Origin of the sequence: Amycolatopsis anabasis, assembly GCF_009765355.1 — a bacterium.
Taxonomy (GTDB): Bacteria; Actinomycetota; Actinomycetes; order Mycobacteriales; family Pseudonocardiaceae; genus Amycolatopsis; species Amycolatopsis anabasis.
In genome coordinates this window covers 195,495-213,880 of sequence record NZ_VTHK01000002.1, presented here as the reverse complement: position 1 = coordinate 213,880, position 18,386 = coordinate 195,495, and the positions used below count along the sequence as shown (strand labels likewise).

At 70.7% G+C, this 18,386-nt stretch carries 20 protein-coding genes; 11 read left to right on the top strand and 9 right to left on the bottom strand.

What is annotated here, in order from left to right:
* Positions 1–127 precede the first annotated feature (127 nt).
* The gene (locus tag FXO23_RS03085; protein WP_158880508.1) at positions 128–526 is read left to right on the top strand and encodes a hypothetical protein; all 399 of its coding nucleotides are present in this window, start codon (positions 128–130) and stop codon (positions 524–526) included.
* Between the two features lie 12 nt (positions 527–538).
* Here FXO23_RS03085 and FXO23_RS03080 read toward each other — a convergent pair whose 3' ends face one another.
* The 4 genes from FXO23_RS03080 to FXO23_RS03065 all read right to left on the bottom strand — a co-directional run bounded on the left by FXO23_RS03080 (position 539) and on the right by FXO23_RS03065 (position 3,774).
* Positions 539–1,858, bottom strand: a complete 1,320-nt coding sequence (locus tag FXO23_RS03080; protein ID WP_158880506.1) for a GGDEF domain-containing protein — start codon at positions 1,856–1,858, stop codon at positions 539–541.
* Between the two features lie 107 nt (positions 1,859–1,965).
* Positions 1,966–2,607: a methyltransferase domain-containing protein gene (locus tag FXO23_RS03075; RefSeq protein ID WP_158880504.1), complete on the bottom strand. Its 642-nt coding sequence runs from the start codon at positions 2,605–2,607 to the stop codon at positions 1,966–1,968.
* 72 nt (positions 2,608–2,679) lie between these two features.
* Positions 2,680–3,300, bottom strand: a complete 621-nt coding sequence (locus FXO23_RS03070; protein ID WP_158880502.1) for a dioxygenase family protein — start codon at positions 3,298–3,300, stop codon at positions 2,680–2,682.
* 237 nt (positions 3,301–3,537) lie between these two features.
* Positions 3,538–3,774: a hypothetical protein gene (locus FXO23_RS03065; protein WP_246256856.1), complete on the bottom strand. Its 237-nt coding sequence runs from the start codon at positions 3,772–3,774 to the stop codon at positions 3,538–3,540.
* Positions 3,775–4,012: 238 nt separating this feature from the next.
* Between FXO23_RS03065 and FXO23_RS03060 the strand changes: the two genes are divergently transcribed.
* Positions 4,013–4,972 carry a M28 family metallopeptidase gene (locus tag FXO23_RS03060; protein WP_158880498.1) on the top strand — a complete coding sequence of 320 codons (960 nt, stop codon included), beginning with the start codon at positions 4,013–4,015 and terminating at the stop codon, positions 4,970–4,972.
* Here FXO23_RS03060 and FXO23_RS03055 read toward each other — a convergent pair.
* Positions 4,948–5,754, bottom strand: a complete 807-nt coding sequence (locus FXO23_RS03055; RefSeq protein ID WP_158880496.1) for a trypsin-like serine peptidase — start codon at positions 5,752–5,754, stop codon at positions 4,948–4,950. The genes FXO23_RS03060 and FXO23_RS03055 overlap by 25 nt on opposite strands.
* A 264-nt stretch (positions 5,755–6,018) precedes the next feature.
* Between FXO23_RS03055 and FXO23_RS03050 the strand changes: the two genes are divergently transcribed.
* On the top strand, positions 6,019–6,183 hold the full coding sequence (locus tag FXO23_RS03050; RefSeq protein ID WP_158880494.1) for a hypothetical protein: 165 nt from the start codon (positions 6,019–6,021) through the stop codon (positions 6,181–6,183).
* Between the two features lie 3 nt (positions 6,184–6,186).
* On the opposite strand, the gene FXO23_RS03045 is transcribed toward FXO23_RS03050, so the two are convergent.
* Positions 6,187–6,618 carry a MarR family winged helix-turn-helix transcriptional regulator gene (locus tag FXO23_RS03045; protein WP_158880492.1) on the bottom strand — a complete coding sequence of 144 codons (432 nt, stop codon included), beginning with the start codon at positions 6,616–6,618 and terminating at the stop codon, positions 6,187–6,189.
* Between the two features lie 79 nt (positions 6,619–6,697).
* On the opposite strand from FXO23_RS03045, the gene FXO23_RS03040 reads away from it, so the two are divergent.
* The 3 genes from FXO23_RS03040 (at position 6,698) to FXO23_RS03030 (ending at position 9,665) form a co-directional block, all read left to right on the top strand.
* Positions 6,698–7,783, top strand: coding sequence for a substrate-binding domain-containing protein (locus tag FXO23_RS03040; protein WP_246256855.1), 1,086 nt, complete (start codon positions 6,698–6,700; stop codon positions 7,781–7,783).
* A 191-nt stretch (positions 7,784–7,974) separates the two neighbouring features.
* Positions 7,975–8,592: an AmiS/UreI family transporter gene (locus FXO23_RS03035; protein WP_158880490.1), complete on the top strand. Its 618-nt coding sequence runs from the start codon at positions 7,975–7,977 to the stop codon at positions 8,590–8,592.
* 38 nt (positions 8,593–8,630) lie between these two features.
* On the top strand, positions 8,631–9,665 hold the full coding sequence (locus tag FXO23_RS03030) for an aliphatic amidase (protein WP_158880488.1): 1,035 nt from the start codon (positions 8,631–8,633) through the stop codon (positions 9,663–9,665).
* Here FXO23_RS03030 and FXO23_RS03025 read toward each other — a convergent pair.
* Positions 9,662–10,750, bottom strand: a complete 1,089-nt coding sequence (locus FXO23_RS03025) for a YeiH family protein (protein WP_158880487.1) — start codon at positions 10,748–10,750, stop codon at positions 9,662–9,664. The two genes, FXO23_RS03030 and FXO23_RS03025, sit on opposite strands and share 4 nt — an antisense overlap.
* A 5-nt stretch (positions 10,751–10,755) precedes the next feature.
* Positions 10,756–10,878 (bottom strand): hypothetical protein, encoded by a 123-nt coding sequence (locus tag FXO23_RS52190; protein ID WP_281356468.1) that lies wholly within the window; start codon positions 10,876–10,878, stop codon positions 10,756–10,758.
* 84 nt (positions 10,879–10,962) lie between these two features.
* Between FXO23_RS52190 and FXO23_RS03020 the strand changes: the two genes are divergently transcribed.
* Positions 10,963–11,499 (top strand): helix-turn-helix domain-containing protein, encoded by a 537-nt coding sequence (locus FXO23_RS03020; RefSeq protein WP_158880486.1) that lies wholly within the window; start codon positions 10,963–10,965, stop codon positions 11,497–11,499.
* Positions 11,500–11,570: 71 nt separating this feature from the next.
* On the top strand, positions 11,571–12,719 hold the full coding sequence (locus FXO23_RS03015) for an aminotransferase class V-fold PLP-dependent enzyme (RefSeq protein ID WP_158880485.1): 1,149 nt from the start codon (positions 11,571–11,573) through the stop codon (positions 12,717–12,719).
* On the opposite strand, the gene FXO23_RS03010 is transcribed toward FXO23_RS03015, so the two are convergent.
* Positions 12,647–14,002, bottom strand: coding sequence for an amino acid permease (locus FXO23_RS03010; protein ID WP_158880886.1), 1,356 nt, complete (start codon positions 14,000–14,002; stop codon positions 12,647–12,649). The genes FXO23_RS03015 and FXO23_RS03010 overlap by 73 nt on opposite strands.
* Positions 14,003–14,205: 203 nt before the next feature.
* Here FXO23_RS03010 and FXO23_RS03005 point away from each other — a divergent pair, with 203 nt between their 5' ends.
* The 3 genes from FXO23_RS03005 to FXO23_RS02995 are packed head-to-tail and all read left to right on the top strand — an operon-like array spanning position 14,206 to position 18,325.
* Entirely contained in the window at positions 14,206–14,967 is a 762-nt protein-coding gene (locus tag FXO23_RS03005; protein WP_158880483.1) for a cyclase family protein, read from the top strand.
* 17 nt (positions 14,968–14,984) lie between these two features.
* Complete coding sequence (locus FXO23_RS03000; RefSeq protein WP_158880884.1) at positions 14,985–16,613, top strand: thiamine pyrophosphate-binding protein; 1,629 nt, start codon at positions 14,985–14,987, stop codon at positions 16,611–16,613.
* A gap of 23 nt (positions 16,614–16,636) precedes the next feature.
* Positions 16,637–18,325, top strand: a complete 1,689-nt coding sequence (locus FXO23_RS02995; RefSeq protein WP_158880481.1) for an amidohydrolase — start codon at positions 16,637–16,639, stop codon at positions 18,323–18,325.
* Positions 18,326–18,386 lie beyond the last annotated feature (61 nt).

Below are 18,386 nucleotides of genomic sequence, written 5' to 3'. Positions count from 1 at the left end.
CCACCCGGCGGCCCGACCAGCCGATATCACCTGAACCGGTTCCACCGAACAAGTGGCGGGGGTTCACGTCGCGGCGACGACTGGTCATACTCGATCGGGTACTGGCCGTGCCTGCGGAAACGGAGCGATGCGGAAAACCACAGCGGCTGTCCTCCTGGCGGCGGGAATGCTCGCGGCCTGCGCCCCGGGCGTGCCCGAAGCACCGCCCGTTCCTCCCGCGCCTCCGCCGCCCAGCGCGCCACCCGCGCAGCACCAGGTGACGGTGAAGGTGACCGGGCCGGAAGGATCGGTGTTCCGGGTGTCCGGCGCGGTCTTCGGGGACACCGGACTGATCGACATGCCGGCCGGCGGAGCCGATTCGGCCTCGTTCACCACGACCGACACCAGCAACCTCGGCCTGAGCGTCAGCGTGATGCCGGGTCCGAATCCGCGTACCTGCGCCATCGAGGTCGACGGCACCGCCATGGTCAGCGGGACCGCGGACGGGGACAATCCGGTCACCTGCACCGCGACGCACGCGACCTGACGGCGCCCCGGCTCAGTTGGGCGCGCTGCGCTGGGCGGGCAGGCCACCCGAGTACAGACCGGGGGCCAGTTCCACCCGGTCCCGCCCCTTGTTCTTCGCGGTCAGCAGGGCGGCATCCGCGGCCAGCAGGAGCTCCTCGACGGTCGCGCCGGTGACCGGGTGCAGGGCGGCGCCGATGGACACGGTGACGCCGGTCAGCTCGGTCACCTCGGGCAGGGCGCTGGTGACCGGGACGGTCAGGCCCTTCACCCGGGTCCGGAGCCGCTCGCTCACCGCGGCCAGCTCCTCGATCGTGACCTCGGGCAGGGCGACGACGAACTCCTCGCCGCCGAACCGGCCCACGATGTCGACCTCGCGAACACCGCCGCGCAGCGCGTCGGCGATCGCCCTGAGCAACTGGTCGCCCGCGGGGTGCCCGTGGGTGTCGTTCACCCGTTTGAAGAAGTCCACGTCCAGCATGAGCAGGCCGAAACCGCCGCGCCGGCGCTGGGTGCGTTCCAGGGAGTTCTCGGCCAGCCGCGTCCACCAGCCGGCGTTGTACAGGCTCGTCTTGCCGTCGGTCTGGGCCGCCTTCTCGAACTGCCCCAGCAACACCGACCGGTGCAGGGCGAACAGCGCCAGCACCACGCCCACCAGCAGCACCGGCTGGTGGACCACCCCCGCGGCGAGCAGCCCCAGCCCCATGGCCCCCACCTCGAGCACCTGTTCGCCGTGGCTGCCGAGCACGTCCCGCAGCCGCGTGGCCGGGGCGACCAGCATGGTCGCGACGACGATCAGGAAGTAACCGGCCAGCCAGCGCAGGGCCCCGGCGGCCGCGACGACGGCCAGGCCGAGCACGTTCACCGGCACCCCCGGGTAGACGGCGGAACCCGCGAGCAGGACGACGATCGCGACCTGGTTGGCGAGCAGCACCGTGCAGCAGGAGTAGAGCAGGCGGTGCGGCGCCCCCGGGCCCCGGCGACGCCCCACCCGCAGCCAGTACCCGTAGGTGAACACGACCATCGCGCCGGCCAGCACCGGGGGCAGGACCAGCAGCGCGGCGAAGTTCCAGACGCTCCTGAGGTCGAGGAACGGGCCGATCTCGGCGTGGTGTTCGCGCCGGTGTTCGATCCGCCGGGTCAGCTCGATGTGCACGACCGCGCACAGCGCCAGCAGGCCGAACGTCCGCCAGTCATCGGTCCCGACCGGCCGCGTGACGGCCGTGGCCGCGATCGCCCCGAGGGAAACGACCTCGACCGCCACCATCCACGCGATGGCCCGTCCCGGCAGCCCCCACAACTCCCAGGCCAGGACCCACGCCCCAGGGCGGCGAAACCAGTTCAGGCCGCACATTCCGACCGGACCACCCAGCAGAACCGTCCAGCCGCCATCTCCTCACGGTAGCCCCGCACACCCGCCACCGCGGAGTAATCCCGCGGTTGCTCCGCGAAACCACCCGGTCAGCCGAGTTTGGTGGTATAGACCCGTGTCCAGCCGAACGGGCTGCCCGCCCGGGCCTGCCGCGCGTGCGCGATCGTCCGCACCCGGTCGAACCGCCCGGTGCCGAGGATGGCGGCCTCCTCCACCGGGTTGTAGTAGATGATCTTCAGGGGCCGGGGATTGCGGTCCACGGACTCGAGCAGGCGCTCGATCACCGTGGTGAACACCGCGCCCTGGAAGGGGTTGTTGAAGAACACCACGGTGACGTCGTCCGGTACCGGGTATTCGAGCACGTCCCCGCGCACGAGGTCGATGTCCCGGCAGCGCAGGCGCTGGCGGGTCCGGGCGACGTTCTGCCGCGCGATCTCGTGCAGCCGGTCGGAAAGCTCCACGCCGATGACCTTCCGGAACGGGTACCGCGCGGCTTCCAGGACCATGCGGCCCATCCCCGAACCGAAGTCGATGAACACGTCCCGTTCGCCCACCGAACGCCGGGGCAACGTCCGCCGGAGCGTGCGCCAGCTCGCGGGCACGTAGTAGCCGCGGTTCTCCCCGTCGATCCCCAGCTCGCCCAGTTCGATGAGCTCGGCGGTCCGCACGCCGTAGCGCCGCTCGAACAGGAGTTGGCCGACCGCGCGGCGAAGCCGGGAAAGTGGGGACATGCCGTCGGTATCGGTCCGCGGCGGGCCTCCCGTTACAGGCCGGAACGGGAGGCGGGCCGTGGACCACCGCGGTCAGCGGAAGTTGAGCACGAAGTCGAAGGTGCCCTCGCGGGCGTCGCCGACCGTGCGGATGTTCATCAGCAGCCGCGGGTCGAAGATCGGGTCCGTGTTGTTGCGCGGTTCCCCGGGGAAATACAACTGCGTGGTGAGAATGGGCCGGTTCGGCGCCTGCACCTTCACGTGAATGTGCCGGGTGCGGCCCGGGTACAAACCCGGCCAGATGGTGGCCAGGAGGAACTTTCCCTGCGCATCGGTGAACTGGTGACCGCGCAACCGGTAACCGACGTTGTCGTACTGGCCGCCGTTGTCGCACTGCCAGAAGTCCAGCAGCACCTGCGGCACCGGCCGGCAGGCGCGGGTGAATACGAAACCGCTCACCGTCAGGCGGACGCCCGGCATACCGGGCTCGACCAGATTGGTGCGCTGCGGCGAATTGGGTTTGAAATAGGGGCCTTCGGTCTGCGGCGGGGTCGCCGGGTCACCGTCGTTGCATTCCGGAGTCGGCGGCAGATTCCGCGGAAGCTGGTCCGGGCGGTCGGTGAAATGCTCCGCGCCCTGCGCGGTGCCCGCGGCGGCCAGGCCGAGCAGCGGCATGGCCACCAGGGACTTCTTGAGCATTTCCTTCCGGCTCATCGGCTGGTTTCCGGAGTTCGTGGCCCGAGGTTGGCCGTCGGGCGTTTCGATGTCGTCACTTGACACGGGTGCGGTCCTCCGGTGTGGTGGTGGGAGCGGGAACCGGGGAGACCGTAACCTCGAATCGGACCGTGGTTCAACGGGCATGCCAAATGGCGATATACAGGTTTTAGAAACACCATAACCGGCCGCGGACAACGATCCATCGCAGGCGGTTATGCGCTTCGCGCGAATGGTCTAACGCGTGATGATCCGCGCGATCACTCCGGTGAGCAGGAGCCAGAACACCGCCGCCAGACCGTAGTTGATGAGCACTCCCACTTCCTGGTTCGCCAACTGGAACAGCCCCGGGAAGAAGAGCGCCAGAGGTTCCGCGATCGAATTGATGAATCGATAAAACGCATTGTCCGGGTTGGCGCCGAGGAGGACCATCAGAATGTAGATGACCTCGATGAGGGCGAACAGCGCGCCCACTCCGGTGATCACCCTGGCCGCCGTGGCCCGGTTGCTGGTACCTCGCCAAGTGGACATGACCAGGAAGTGCCCGTTCGAGCGCGGACTAAACCCGATCCCGGGAGGTTGCGACGAACAGGCGCACCACCTGCGCCGCACGGGGCACGGCCGGTTGCGCCGACCGATGCGTAAAGTACCGGGCGACGGGATTGTGCCAAGCCCTGTCGCGCCCGCCGCACCGGCGGCTCAATGGACAGCCATGAGGACATCGACCGCACTGACCGTACTGACCGCGCTGTGCACCGCCATCCTGCTCGCCTCCCCCGCCCCGGCCGTCGCGGCGGCCGAGCCCCCGGACATCCCGGTGGCCGCCGTGCAGGCCCATCTCGCCCAGTTCCAGCGCATCGCCGACACGAACGGCGGGAACCGCGCACACGGGAGACCGGGTTACCGCGCTTCCGTCGACTACGTGAAATCCCGACTGGAGGCCGCCGGTTACCGGCCTGTCGTGCAGCCGTTCACCTACAACGGCGCCACCGGCTGGAATGTCATCGCCGACTGGCCGGGCGGCGACGCCGACAACGTCCTGCTGGTCGGCGGGCATCTCGACAGCGTCACCACCGCCCCCGGAGCCAACGACAACGGTTCGGGCTCGGCCGCGGTCCTGGAGATCGCGCTGACCGTGGCGAAGCAGAACCTGACCCCGCGCCGCCACCTGCGGTTCGCCTGGTGGGGAGCCGAGGAACTGTGGCTGATCGGCTCCGACTACTACACCAGGAACCTGCCGAGCGCCGAGCGCGCCAAGATCAAGTCCTACCTCAACGTCGACATGATCGGCTCTCCCAACCCCGCGTACTTCGTCCTCGACGGCGCCCGGTACCCGGCCGGGTCCGTTGCCCTGCAACGGGTTCTCCAGGAACACTTCGCGAAGATCGGGGTTCCCACGGAGAACATCGACATGGGTGGGCGCGGTGATCACGCGTCGTTCACGCGGTACGGGATCGCCGTCGGCGGGCCCTTCACCGGAGCCGAGGGGCGCAAGACCGCCGCGCAGGCCCGGAAATGGGGTGGCACCGCGGGCGAGGCGTTCGATCGGTGCTACCACCGCGCCTGCGACACCACCCAGAACATTCACGTCACCGCACTGGATCGCAACGCCGACGCGGTCGCCCACGCCGTGTGGACCCTGGCCGGTCAGGCGTTCGCATTGGCGTCGTAGAGCCGCTGCGCGGTCGCGCCGAACACCGACCCGATCGCCGTGGCGCCGGAACCGGCGGTGTGGTTCGCCCACAGGTAGCCCAGCCCGGTCGGCGTGCTGTTGCCGGTGACGTAGCCGCCACCGCTGCTGCCGCCTTCGGTGTCACAAGCCGTGCGGGTGCTGCCGCCACTGGGCTGGGTGGGCTGGTCGCAGTAGGTGAGGTCCCGGCCGGTCCAGATCCGGGCCGCCGGATAACCCCAGATCGTGGTGCGGCCGCCGAGGGGGCCGGTGAACCGGATCCCGTTGGCGCCCACCACGTCCTGCAGGTACTTCCCGCCGACCTGGGAGACGACCACCACGGCGTGGTCGTTGCCGCTGGTCGCCACCTTCCGCGCCGGCCAGCGGCCGTACGGCGCGTCGTCGGTGCCGCCGGAGTTGTAGGCGGGCACGAACATGACGTTGGTCGTCCCGGCGAGGCAGTGCGCCGCCGACCAGACCAGGCTCTTGTTCGGCGCGGTCACCACACTGGCCGAGCACCAGCTGTTGCGCCCGGACTTCGTCCAGAACACCTTGCCGTGCACCCGCTCCCCGGGGTCGGCGTAGGGCCGCTCCGCCCGGGTCAGCTCGGCCATCGGCCGCACCTGTCCCGCGCCCGGTTCGGCGTCCACCGGCGTCGCGGCCGCCATCCGCTCCGGGGTCCAGTAGGCCAGCACGTCGCCGTCGGCCCGGGCCACCGGTCCGGCCGTCAGCCCGGTCACCAGCGCGATGCCCGCGACGATCCTGAGCAATGAAGAAGAACGCATCCGTCCACCTCCGTCGTCTGCACGCGGCTGAGCAGGGGGAAGCTGCCGCGCGCGGCAGAAGGTAGAGCCGAGCGCGCCGAAATCGCCCGGGCTGGCGCCTACCCGCCAGTCGGGTACGCACGAGTACGTCAACGAGATGTCAAGGCTTCGTTGGCGGTACACCCGATCGGCGTCAGGAAACCGTCACTAGGGGATTGATCAGGGCGAAATGGGGTATCAAGAAGGGCGGTAAGTACCGCCACACGCTCGTCCGAGGTGAAAGACATGACCACCACCGAGCAACGCACACCGTCCACGGACCCGACGGAGCCGGGCGACGCGATGCCGGATACGGGCGCCTCGTTCGACCGTCCCGGGACGGTGAACATGCCGGTGCCCCGCACCGAGGATGACGGTTTCGAGCCCACGATCGTCCGCGGGCGCGAGTAAGGCTCAGTCCGCCAGCCGCTCCAGGAACGCCAGGACCGCCGCGGGCTGGTCGGCGCGGGCGAGCAGCCCGGCCTCCACCTCGCCGACCTTCGCGGCGATCCGCTTGTGGGCCGCGCGCCCGCGCGGGCTGAGGTACACCCGGACCCGGCGCCGGTCGTCCGGATCGACCTCGCGGTACACCGCGGCGGTGGTCACCAGCCGGTCGACGACCCTGGTCAGGGTCGGGCCGGTGGCCAGCGTCCGGGTGGCCAGCTCGGCCATGGCGAGCCCGCGCTCACCGGCCAGCGCGTCCAGGACCAGCCATTGGTCCAGGGAAAGCCCCTCGGCTTTGAGCACCTGCTCGATCCGCGCGGTCACCGTCCGCACGGCCCTGGTCAGCACGCGCGTCAACGGTTCGCCCGTTCTCGGGTGGTCGGTGGCGCTGCGGTCACGCATCTTCGGGCATCCTCGCGCTTGCGGAAATCTTTGCCGATTGTAAGACTTCCAGCTGAAAGTAAGCCAACGCGGAGTCCCCATGGCATTCGGCAGTGTCGCGGCGGCCGCCTGCGATCGCCGCGAAAACTGGCAGGTCGCGATGGTGATCCCCCTGCAGGGGCCGGCCGGGCTGTTCGGCCCCTCCTGCGAGGCGATCACCGAACTCGCCGCGCGCGAACTGAACGCCGAGGGCGGCATCCTGGGCCGCGAGGTCACCTTCCAGGTCGTGGACGGCGGCGCGCCGCCGCGGGTGGTCGCCGCCGAGCTGAACGACCTCATCGAGGCGGGCCGGGTGGACGCGGTGAGCGGCTGGCACATCTCCTCGGTCCGCAACGCGCTCGCCCCGGTGGTCGCCGACCGGGTGCCCTACAGCTACACCGCGCTCTACGAGGGCGGCGAATCCCGGCCGGGCATCTTCTGCTCCGGCGAGGTCCCGCACCTGCAGATCGCCCCGGCGCTGAAGTGGTTGCGGGACAACCTGGGCATCCGGCGCTGGTTCGTCGTCGGGGACGACTACGTCTGGCCGCACGAATCGAGCGTGGCGGTCCGCGACTTCGCGCACGAACTTCAGCTGCGGATCGAGGGCGAGGCGTTCGTCGGGCTCGGCACCGGCGACCTCGACCGGCTGATCCGGCTGGTGCGGGCGGCCGACTGCGACGGCGTGCTGATGCTGCTGGTCGGCCAGGACGCGGTGGAGTTCAACCGCCGGTTCGCGCGGGCGGGCCTGCACGAGCGGCTGGTGCGCTTCAGCCCGCTCATGGAGGAGAACATGCTGCTGGCCAGCGGCCTCGAGGCGACGAAGAACCTGTTCGTGTCGGCGGCCTACTTCCGGTCGATGGTCAACGCGGACGCGATGGACCTGCTCGGCCGGTATGTCGGGCTGCACGGCCTCCAGGCGCCGGCGCTGAACAACGCGGCCGAGTCCTGCTACGAGGGCCTGCACACGCTGGCGAGCCTGGCCCGCCGGGCCGGGACCGCGCGGCTGCCCGAGCTGAACGCCGCGATCGACGGCGTCGCCTACCACGGCCCGCGCGGCACCGTGGAGTTCCACGGCCCGCAGGCCCGCCAGCACGTGCACCTGGCGGTGGCCGACGGCTACGACTTCGACGTCATCACCCGGCTGTAGAACCCAACGTGCCCCGAAAGCGCGCGCACTTTCGGGGCAACCCGGGAGTGACGCCCCGCCGGAAACTTCCCCCGCAACAGGCGCACCGGCCCAACCCTTCGGCACCTCCCTTGACGGCACCCGCTCGACCACTTATTTTCATTTGAAATATTTCCACTCAATGGCGAGATTGGAAGACGGGAGGTCAGCCGATGAACCACGTCGGTCTGCTCTACGTGGGGGCGGTGCTGCTGATCAACGGCCTCATGCTGCTGGGCCACGTCCCGGCGCGCTCGGCGGCCGCCCTGAACCTGTTCGTCGGCGCGCTGCAGTGCGTCACCCCGACCGTGCTGATCATCCAGGCCGGTGGCGACACCGAAGCGATCCTCGGCGCCTCCGGGCTGTACCTGTTCGGGTTCACCTACCTCTACGTCGGCATCGCGAACCTCGCCGGCCTCGAACCGCAGGGCATCGGCTGGTTCTCGCTGTTCGTCGCGGCCGCCGCCGTGGTGTACGCCGGGCTGTCCTTCTGGCGCCAGGACGATCCGGTGTTCGGGGTGATCTGGCTGGCCTGGGCGCTGCTGTGGACCCTGTTCTTCCTGGTGCTCGGCCTCGGCCGGGAACGGCTGACCCGGTTCACCGGCTGGACGGTCGTCCTGCTGAGCCAGCCGACCTGCTCGGTGCCCGCGTTCCTGGCGATGACCGGCGCCTACCGGTCGGACGCGCCGACCGCGCTGCTGGCCGCCGGGATCGCGGTCGCGCTCGTCGCCCTCGCGGCGATGCTCACCGCCCGGCACCGGGAACCCGTCCGCGAGCCGGTGCCCGCCTGAAGTTTCCGCCAAACCCACCCAACCGAAGGAGAAAACCGATGCGACACGGAGACATCTCCGCGAGTCCGGACACCGTCGGCGTGGCGGTCGTCAACTACAAGATGCCGCGCCTGCACTCCCGGGCCGAGGTGCTGGACAACGCGCGGAAGATCGCCGACATGGTGGTGGGCATGAAGACCGGCCTGCCCGGTATGGATCTGGTGGTGTTCCCGGAATACTCGACGCACGGGATCATGTACGACCCCGACGAGATGTACGCGACCGCGTCGAGCATTCCCGGCGACGAGACCGCCATCTTCGCCGACGCGTGCCGCGAGGCGAAGACCTGGGGCGTCTTCTCGCTCACCGGCGAACGGCACGAGGACCACCCGAACAAACCGCCGTACAACACCCTCGTGCTCATCAACGACCGCGGGGACATCGTGCAGAAGTACCGCAAGATCCTGCCCTGGTGCCCGATCGAGGGCTGGTACCCCGGCGAAACCACCTACGTCACCAACGGCCCGAAGGGCATGAAGATCTCGCTGATCATCTGCGACGACGGCAACTACCCGGAGATCTGGCGCGACTGCGCGATGAAGGGCGCCGAGCTGATCGTCCGCTGCCAGGGCTACATGTACCCGGCCAAGGACCAGCAGGTGCTGATGGCCAAGGCCATGGCGTGGTCCAACAACTGCTACGTGGCCGTGGCCAACGCCGCCGGATTCGACGGCGTCTACTCCTACTTCGGCCACTCGTCGATCATCGGGTTCGACGGGCGCACCCTCGGCGAGACCGGCGAGGAGGAGTACGGCATCCAGTTCGCGCAGCTGTCGCTGTCCGCGATCCGCGACGCCCGCGAACACGACCAGTCCCAGAACCACCTGTTCAAACTGCTGCACCGGGGCTACTCCGCGGTCCACGCGGCGGGTGAAGGGGACAAGGGCGTCGCCGACTGCCCGTTCGACTTCTACAAGCTCTGGGTCAACGATCCGAAGAAGGCCCAGGAACGCGTCGAATCCATCACCCGCGACACGGTCGGCGTGGCGGACTGCCAGATCGGCGGGCTGCCGGTGCCTGAAGTGCCCGCCTAGAGCCCGATCACGCGGGAGGCGATCAGCACCTCGGTCAGCGCGGTCACCGCGACCACGGCGAGCGCGAGCGCGCCCACCAGGAACGGCCGGAACCCGCTCTTGCGCATCTCCCGCAGGTTGAAGTTGAGCCCCACCCCGGCGAAGGTGAGCAGGAAGGCCCACTTCGACAGGTTGCCCAGGCTCGTGACGTCGGCCTTGGCGAACGCACCCGCGGTCGCCAAGGCCGACACCGCGAGGAAACCGAGCACGAACTTCGGGAACTTCGCCCACACGAACGCCGCGCGCGGCAGGAAACCCCGGGCCACCGCCTGGGCCTGGCCGCGCGTCGACCAGTACAGCGCGTAACCCAGGACGGCGAAGCCGATGAGCGAGTTCCGGATGCTCTTGACCAGGACCGCCGTGTCCTGCGCCTCCGGGGAGTAGAGCGCACCGGCCGCGGTCGTCTCCGCGGTGTTGTCCACGGCGAGCCCGACCCAGATGCCGTACTCCTGGTCGGACAGGTTCAGCGCGTGCCCGATCAGCGGAAAGCTGAACAGCGCGACCGCGCCGAGCGCCAGGATCGCGGCGATGGCGTACCCGGAGTCCTCCTCGTCGGCGTCGATCGCGCCGCGCCCGGCGATGATCGCCGACACCCCGCAGATCGCGGTGCCGATCGCCAGCAGGGACGCCAGTTTCCCGCCGATCTTCAGCCACTTCGCCAGCAGCAGCACGATGGTCGTGGCGATCGCGATGTCGATGAACACCAGGATCAGTCCGACGCCACCGATCTTGGCGACGTCCCCCAGCAGGTACCGGGCGCCGAGCAGCACGATCCCGGTCTTCAGCCAGAACTCGTAGGTGCCCACCCCGGGTTTGCACAGCCTCGGCACGCCCACGGTGTTGCTGATGATCGCGCCGAGCAGAATCGCCCACAGCACGTACTCGATGTCCGGCAGCGTGGTGTGCGTGGCCTTGCCTAGGTCCTTCAGCCCGTTCTGGGCATACTTGCCGACCAGGCCGATCGCGGCGAGCAGCAGCAGACCGGGCAGGTAGCGCACGACCGCGGTGCTCGCGGGCCCGGGCGTGGTGGTGTCTGTTGTGGACATCGGGCTCACCAGGGGATCGCGGGCAGCACGCCGAGCGCGGCGAGCAGGACGAAGATTCCGGCGAGCAGTACCGCGGCCCAGTCGACGCCGATGCGGATGCGGCCAGACCGTTCTTCCGGTGTGCTCATGCGCGGAAGAGTGGCAGCCCGTCCGAGTGCCGGTCCACGGCTTCCGGATACTGGAACACACGACGGCTCGGCGAGGGAGTGCCTGTGATTGGGGAACGCATCCGGGACCTGCGCACGGTCCGGTCGATGACGGCGACCGAACTGGCGAAGGCCGCCGAGGTATCGGTCGGCCTGATCAGCCAGGTCGAGCGCGGGATCACCGACCCCAGCCTGGAAACCCTGCGCCGGATCGCCCGGGCGCTCGACACCCCGCTGTTCAGCCTGTTCACCGAGGAGGCCGGGGAGCGGGTCTCGGTGGTGCGCAGGGACCACCGGATGAGCATCCGGTCGCCGCACGGCGGCCTCACCTACCACCGGCTCTCCGCCGGGGCGGGCAAGATCGAGGTGCTCGAGGGGCGGCTCGAACCGGGCGCGGCGTCGTCCGAACTCCCGTGGAGCCACCCCTCCGACGAATGCGTGGCGGTGCTCGCCGGGCGGCTGCTGCTCGAGGTCGACGGCGAACGGCACGAGCTGCGCCTCGGCGACAGCGCCACCTTCGACTCCCGGCTGCCGCACCGCTATGTCAACGAAACCACCAAACCGGTGCGGTTCCTGCTGTCCATCACCCCGCCGAGCTATTGAGGGCTTTAGTCGAGCTGAACTAGTTTAGTTCTGCTAGAAGCTTGGCAGCGCGGCAGCGGGAGAGGGGGCCCTTGTCCGCCACGAAGCTCACCCCGTCCGGGTTCCGGGAACACTTCCCCGGGCTCGCGGACACCACCCACCTGGCCAGTTGCAGCCAGGGCGCGCTGTCCGGCGAGCTGATGAGCGCCTTGGCCGAGATGACCGGCTCCATGCGCGAGCACGGCGCGCCGTGGGAGCTCTGGATGGCCGAGGTCGACACGGCCCGGCGCCGGTTCGCCGCGCTGATCAACGCGTCCCCGGACGAGATCGCGATCGTCTCGTGCGCCTCGGAAGGCGCCTACCAGGTCGCGTCGACCATCGACTGGTACCCGCGGCCGCGGATCGTCACCACCGATATGGAGTTCCCGTCGATCGGGCACGTCTGGCTGGGCCAGGCCGCGCGCGGCGCCGGGGTGGTGCACGTGCCGGAAAGCGGGGCCGCGGTGGACCCCGGAGCCCTGGTCGCCGCGATCGACGAACGCGCGGGCCTGGTCTCGGTGCCGATCGTCTCCTACCGCAACGGCGCCCGGCTGCCGGTCGCCGAGGCCGTGCGGCGCGCCCGCGAGGTCGGCGCCCGGGTGTTCGTCGACGCCTACCAGGCGGCCGGGGTGCTGCCGGTCGACGTGCGGGCCCTGGGCTGCGACTACCTGGTCAGCGGCGCGTTGAAGTACCTGCTCGGCCTGCCGGGCATCGCCTTCCTGTACGCGCGCTCCGGGCTCACCGACGACGTCCCGCCGCAGCTGACCGGCTGGTTCGGCCGGGCCGACCCGTTCAGCTTCGACCCCCGGCGGCTCGATTTCCCCACCGGCGCGCGGCGGTTCGAGATCGGCACCCCGGCCATCCCGGCGGCCTACGGGGCGAACGCGGGCCTGGGCCTGCTGTCCAGAGTGGACGCCGCCGCGGTGGAACGGCACGTGACCGGGCTGACCGCGCTCCTGTCGGCACGACTCGCCGAGGCCGGGGAGCGGCTGTGGGCGCCGCCGGGAACCGCGGGGCACGGACCGCAGGTCGCGCTGGTCGACGCCCGGCCGGACCAACTCGCCGCGTTCCTCGCGGACCGGCGGATCGTCGCCGCGCCCCGGGGCGCGGTGGTCCGCTTCTCCTTCCACTACTTCAACGACGAATCCGACGTCGACTCGGTGTGCGCGGCGCTCACCGAGTACCGGCGAACGGCGAAATAGGCCACCACGAGCAGCGCGAAGAACGGCGGCCCGGCCCGCCAGGCGATGTCGAGCCGGTCGATGAACGCCGTGGAGACCAGCACCGCCGCCAGGAACACCGCGACGAGCGCCGAGGTCACCGGCGCGCCCCACAGCCGGACCGGCGCGTCCGGCTCCCCCGCCCGCCGCCGCAGCACGCGGAACCGCCAGTGCGTGAGCAGGATCAGGATCCACACGACGAGCGCGCCGAACGAGGAAAGGCCGAACAGCACGAGGTAGGCGCCGCTGTCCTGGCGCACCGACAGCCCCGCGGCCAGCGCGAGCCCGCCCGCGACGAGCGCCAGGGAGTTGACCGGCACGCCGGCACGGCTCACCCGGCCGAACCACCGCGGCGCGTACCCGTCGAGCGCCAGCGAATGGAGCATCCGGGTGGTGAGGTAGATGTTGGTGTTGGCGCTGGACAGCGCGGCGGTCAGCACCACGAAGTTGATCACGGTCGCCGCGGCGGGCGCCCCGGCGCCGGCGAGGACGCGGACGAACGGGCTCGACGTGAGGCCGCCGCCCTGCGCGAGTTCCGGCCACGGCACCACGGTCACCACGATCGCGATGGCCAGCAGGTAGAACAGCACGAGCCGGACCACCATCCGGCGCGCCGCCCGCGGGATGTCGCGCCGGGGGTTCTCCGACTCCGCCGCGGTCACCGCGACCGCCTCGGTGCCGAAGTAGCTGAACAGCACGAACACCAGGGCGAGGAAGAGCCCGGAGAGCCCGCCGGGCAGGAAACCGCCGTGCGCGGTCAGGTTGGCCAGGCCGGTCGCCGGTGCGCGGGGCAGGCCGACGGTGATCAGCACCAGGCCGAGCAGGACGAACACCACGATCGCGACGACCTTGATCATCGCCAGCCAGTACTCGACCCGGCCGAAGAAGTGCACCACCGCGGCGTTCACCGCGAGCAGGACCAGCGAGAACACCACGACCGGCAGCCACAGCGGGAGCTGCGGCCACCAGAACCGCACGTAGATCCCGGCCGCGACGACCTCGCCGCCGATCGCGATCACCTGGATGACGGCGTAGGTCCAGCGCTGCACGAATCCGGCGAGCGGGCCGAGGTAGCGCTGCGCGACGGCCCCGAACGAACCCGCCGCGGGGTGCACGACCACCATCTCGGCCAGCGCCCACGCGATCACGAACGCGGCCAGCGCGCAGGCCGCGTACGCCACGATCACCCCGGGCCCGGCGAGCGAGATGGCCGCGCCGGAGCCGAGGAACAACCCGGTGCCGATCGCGCCGCCGAGCCCGATCATGGCCAGCTGACGCCCGGTCAGCAGCCGGCGCAGACCATCCTTTGTAGACACCGAACACCCCCAGTCCTCCGATTGGCGTCGGCGAGGCGTTCACTTGGGCTAAAAGGGTTCACGCTGTCTGCGACCAATCCGTTGACCTTCTTGACATCGGACCAATATCGTCGGACGCCAGTGTCGCATTCGAGCGTCAACCAGGAGGAACCATGCCGGTTCTGCAGGACCTGCTCGCCGCGCTCGGTTCCGGCCGGATCGAGGTCGTCGACCTGACTTCGCCGCTCACGGCGGAAACGCCGATCCTGCGCCTGCCGGAACCGTTCGCGAACACCACGCCGTTCCGCCTGCTGGAGTTGAGCCGTTACGACGAGCGGGGACCCGCCTGGTACTGGAACGACATCCACACCGGTGAGCACACCGGGACTCATTTCGACGCTCCGGTGCACTGGGTCACCGGCCGGGACGGCGAAGACGTTTCCCAGGTGGCGCCCGGAAAACTCGTCGCGCCCGCGGTGGTGCTGGACTTCGCGGAGGCCGCCGGCGCGGATCCCGACTTCCTGCTCGAGATCGAGCACGTCCGCGCGTGGGAGGACGAGCACGGGCCGCTGCCGGAGGGCGCCTGGCTGCTCTACCGCACCGGCTGGGACGCCCGGGGCGGTGACCAGGAGGAGTTCCTGAACGACGGCCACTCCCCCGGGGTGTCCGCCGAATGCGCGCGCTGGCTGGCCGAAGAGAAGCCGATCCTCGGGCTCGGCGTGGAGACCGTGGGCACGGACGCCGGAGCGGCGCCCGGGTTCGAACCGGCGTTCCCCTGCCACTCCTACTTCCTGGGCGCGGGGAAGTACGGGCTGACCCAGCTGCGGAACCTCGCGGCACTGCCGGTGACCGGCGCGGTGCTGGTCACCACCCCGCTGCCGATCGTCGGCGGATCGGGCAGCCCGGCCAGGGTCCTCGCGCTGGTCGAGCGGTGATCGCCGCCGGTCCGGCGATGACCGTCGCCGAGTCCGTCGGCCGCACCCTCGCCGGAATCGGCGCGCGGCACGTGTTCGGGGTCGTCGGCAGCGGGAACTTCCACGTGGTCAACGCGATGATCGCCGGCGGTTCCCGGTTCGTCGCCGCGCGGCACGAGGGCGGCGCGGTCTGCATGGCCGACGCGTACGCCCGGACCAGCGGCCGGGTCGGCGTCGCCACGGTGCACCAGGGCCCGGGCCTGACCAATGCGACGACCGGGCTGGCCGAGGCCGCGAAGAGCCGGACCCCGCTGATCGTGCTGGCCGCCGAGGCCACGTCGAGGCGGTCGAACTTCCACATCGACCAGGCGGGGCTCGCGCACGCGGTCGGCGCGGTGGCCGAGCGGGTGCATTCGGCCGATTCGGCGGGCGGGGACGTGCTGCGCGCGTTCCGCCGGGCGAGCCGGGAGCGGCGCACGGTCTTGCTCAACCTGCCGCTGGACGTGCAGGCGGCCGCCGCCGTGCCCCGGGTCGCCCCGGCGGTGCCCGAACTTCCGCTGCCCGCCCCGGCTCCGGCCGCGGCGACCGCACTGGCCGAGCTCATCACCCGGGCGGAACGGCCGGTGTTCATCGCCGGGCGAGGCGCCCGCAATGCCCGGCGGGAGCTGGAACGGCTGGCCGAGCACTGCGGCGCCCTGCTGGCCACCTCCGCGGTCGCCAACGGGCTGTTCGCCGGAAACCCGTTCGCGCTGGGCATTTCCGGTGGCTTCGCGACCCCGCTGGCGGCGGATCTGATCCGCGGCGCCGATCTCGTCGTCGCCTGGGGGTGCTCGCTCAACATGTGGACGACCCGGCACGACCGGTTGATCGGCGGCTCGGCCACGGTGGCGCAAGTGGACCTCGATCCGGACGCCATCGGCGCTCATCGCGCGGTCGACCTCGGTGTGCTCGGCGACGTTCCGCAGACGGCCGCGGCGGTCCTGGCCGAACTCAGCGGGCATCCGCAAGCGGGTTACCGCTCGCCCGCGCTGGCCGAGCGGATCGCCCGCGAAGGGCGGTGGCGGGAGGTGCCGTTCACCGACGAGTCCGAAGTGGACAGCATCGACCCGCGCACGCTTTCGGTCGCACTGGACGATCTGCTCCCCGCCGACCGGGTGGTCGCCCTGGATTCCGGTAACTTCATGGGCTATCCGGGCGGCTACCTCTCGGTGCCCGACGAGCGCGGTTTCTGCTTCACCCAGGCGTTCCAGTCGATCGGGCTGGGACTGGCCACCGCGATCGGCGCGGCGCTGGCCAGCCCCGGGCGGCTGCCGGTGGCCGCACTCGGCGACGGCGGGGCGCTGATGGGGATCGCCGAACTGGAAACCGTGGTCCGGCTCCGGCTGCCGATGGTGATCGTGGTGTACAACGACGCCGCCTACGGCGCGGAGGTGCACCACTTCGGGCCCGAAGGGCTGCCGCTGGACACGGTCCGGTTCCCGGACACCGATTTCGCCCGGATCGCCCGGGGGTACGGCTGCGCCGGGCTGACCGTGCGGCGCACCGCCGACCTCGACGGGCTGAGCAGCTGGCTGCGGGGTTCGCGTGCGGTTCCGCTGGTGATCGACGCGAAGGTCGACCGGCGGCGGGCCTCGTGGTGGCTGGAGGAGGCTTTCCGCGGCCACTGACTGTCCACAGAGGAGAGTGTCGGATGTGCGAAGGTGTGACGGGGCCGGGGTTGACCCGGGCGCAGTTCCTGCGGCTGGCCGGATCGGCGCTCGCGCTCACCGCGTGCGCGCCGGCGCCCGATTCGGGCGGCCGGGTGCTGCTGGACAACGTGCGCGGCTACACCTTCGCCGAGGGCAGGTTGCGGGAGTTCCGCAGCCTGCTGGTTTCCGGTGACGGCCGGGTCGAGAGCCTCGATCCGGGCAACACCGGCGGCGCGCGGCGGATCGACGGCCGCGGCCGGGTGTGCCTGCCCGGATTGCACGACGCGCACGGGCACATCTGGAACTTCGGCGCGCGGGCGACCCAGCTCGACCTGTCCGGTACCCGGTCGCTGGACGAGGCGATCGCGGCGCTCGGCCGGTATGCCGGGGAACACCGCGAGCTGAAGTGGCTCCTCGGCCGGGGCTGGAACGAGGTGGTCTGGGGGCTGGGCAGGCTGCCGTCGGCCGCCGATCTCGACCGGGTCGTCGCGGATCGGCCGGTGTGGCTGGTCCGCGTCGACGGGCACGCGGCGGTGACCAACACCGCGGGCCTGCGCGCGGCGAACATCGGCGCGGACACGGTTTCGCCGCCGGGTGGCGAGATCGTGCGCGGCCCGGACGGCTCGCCCACCGGGGTGTTCGTCGACGCGGCGAAGTCGTTGGTGGAAAAGGTTTTGCCCCCGGTCGGCCCGGCCGACCACGAGCAGCGGCTGCGGGCGGCGCAGGACCGGTTGCACCGGCTCGGGCTCACCTCGGTGAGCGACGCCGGTACCGCGGCCGACCAGCTCGCCGTACTGCACCAGCAGGCCGCGGCGGGCAAACTGACGTTGCGGCTCAACGTGTTCCTGTCCTGGGACGCGTTCACCGCGGTCGGCGACCGGGTGCGCACCGATTCGGCGGCGAACGACCTGCTGCGGGTGCGCACGGTGAAGCTGTACGTCGACGGGGCCCTCGGCAGCCGCGGCGCCGCGCTGCTCGAACCGTACCGCGACGCGCCCGGTTCGCGCGGTCTGCCGCAGCTGACCGCGCAGGAGCTGAACGCCCGGGTCAAACGCGTGGTGGACGCCGGATACCAGTGCGCCGTGCACGCGATCGGCGATCAGGGCAACCGGCTCGTCCTGGACGCGTTCGACCAGGCCCTGCGCGGCTCGGGCGGGGCGTTGCGGCACCGGATCGAACACGCGCAGGTGGTCTCGGTCGCGGACATCCCGCGGTTCCGGCAGCTCGGCCTGATCGCGTCGATGCAGCCGGTGCACGCCACCGACGACATGAACATGGCGGAGAACCGCATCGGCCACGACCGCATGGCCGGTGCCTACGCCTGGCGGCGCATGCTCGACCAGGGCACGGTGCTCGCCGCGGGATCCGATTTCCCGGTCTCCCCGGAAAGCCCGTTCGAAGGGCTGCACGCCGCGGTCACCCGGACCGACAAGGAAGGCAAGCCCGCCGGGGGCTGGTACCCCGAGCAGGCGATGACCGCCCCGGAAGCCCTGCGAGCGTTCACCCTGGACGCCGCGTATGCCGCGCACCAGGAACGCGTTCTCGGTTCCCTGGAACCCGGTAAGTGGGCGGATCTCGTGCTGGTGGACCAGAACCCGTTCGCCCTCGAACCGGGCCGCGCCCTCTGGCAGACCCAGGTCCTCCAAACCTGGGTCGCCGGTCGCCCGGTCGGCGAATACGCCTCCCTGTAACCGAATCCCACACTCAGGTAAGCGAGTTGCACGTTCAGGCACGCGAGTTGCACACTCGGGG

Coding starts and splice junctions, on each gene's coding strand:
- FXO23_RS03085 (WP_158880508.1), top strand. CDS start 128: ATGCGGAAAACCACAGCGGCTGTCCTCCTGGCGGCGGGAATGCTCGCG.
- FXO23_RS03080 (WP_158880506.1), bottom strand. CDS start 1,858: ATGTGCGGCCTGAACTGGTTTCGCCGCCCTGGGGCGTGGGTCCTGGCC.
- FXO23_RS03075 (WP_158880504.1), bottom strand. CDS start 2,607: ATGTCCCCACTTTCCCGGCTTCGCCGCGCGGTCGGCCAACTCCTGTTC.
- FXO23_RS03070 (WP_158880502.1), bottom strand. CDS start 3,300: ATGAGCCGGAAGGAAATGCTCAAGAAGTCCCTGGTGGCCATGCCGCTG.
- FXO23_RS03060 (WP_158880498.1), top strand. CDS start 4,013: ATGAGGACATCGACCGCACTGACCGTACTGACCGCGCTGTGCACCGCC.
- FXO23_RS03055 (WP_158880496.1), bottom strand. CDS start 5,754: ATGCGTTCTTCTTCATTGCTCAGGATCGTCGCGGGCATCGCGCTGGTG.
- FXO23_RS03050 (WP_158880494.1), top strand. CDS start 6,019: ATGACCACCACCGAGCAACGCACACCGTCCACGGACCCGACGGAGCCG.
- FXO23_RS03045 (WP_158880492.1), bottom strand. CDS start 6,618: ATGCGTGACCGCAGCGCCACCGACCACCCGAGAACGGGCGAACCGTTG.
- FXO23_RS03040 (WP_246256855.1), top strand. CDS start 6,698: ATGGCATTCGGCAGTGTCGCGGCGGCCGCCTGCGATCGCCGCGAAAAC.
- FXO23_RS03035 (WP_158880490.1), top strand. CDS start 7,975: ATGAACCACGTCGGTCTGCTCTACGTGGGGGCGGTGCTGCTGATCAAC.
- FXO23_RS03030 (WP_158880488.1), top strand. CDS start 8,631: ATGCGACACGGAGACATCTCCGCGAGTCCGGACACCGTCGGCGTGGCG.
- FXO23_RS03025 (WP_158880487.1), bottom strand. CDS start 10,750: ATGTCCACAACAGACACCACCACGCCCGGGCCCGCGAGCACCGCGGTC.
- FXO23_RS52190 (WP_281356468.1), bottom strand. CDS start 10,878: ATGAGCACACCGGAAGAACGGTCTGGCCGCATCCGCATCGGCGTCGAC.
- FXO23_RS03010 (WP_158880886.1), bottom strand. CDS start 14,002: ATGATCGGGCTCGGCGGCGCGATCGGCACCGGGTTGTTCCTCGGCTCC.
- FXO23_RS03005 (WP_158880483.1), top strand. CDS start 14,206: ATGCCGGTTCTGCAGGACCTGCTCGCCGCGCTCGGTTCCGGCCGGATC.
- FXO23_RS03000 (WP_158880884.1), top strand. CDS start 14,985: ATGACCGTCGCCGAGTCCGTCGGCCGCACCCTCGCCGGAATCGGCGCG.
- FXO23_RS02995 (WP_158880481.1), top strand. CDS start 16,637: ATGTGCGAAGGTGTGACGGGGCCGGGGTTGACCCGGGCGCAGTTCCTG.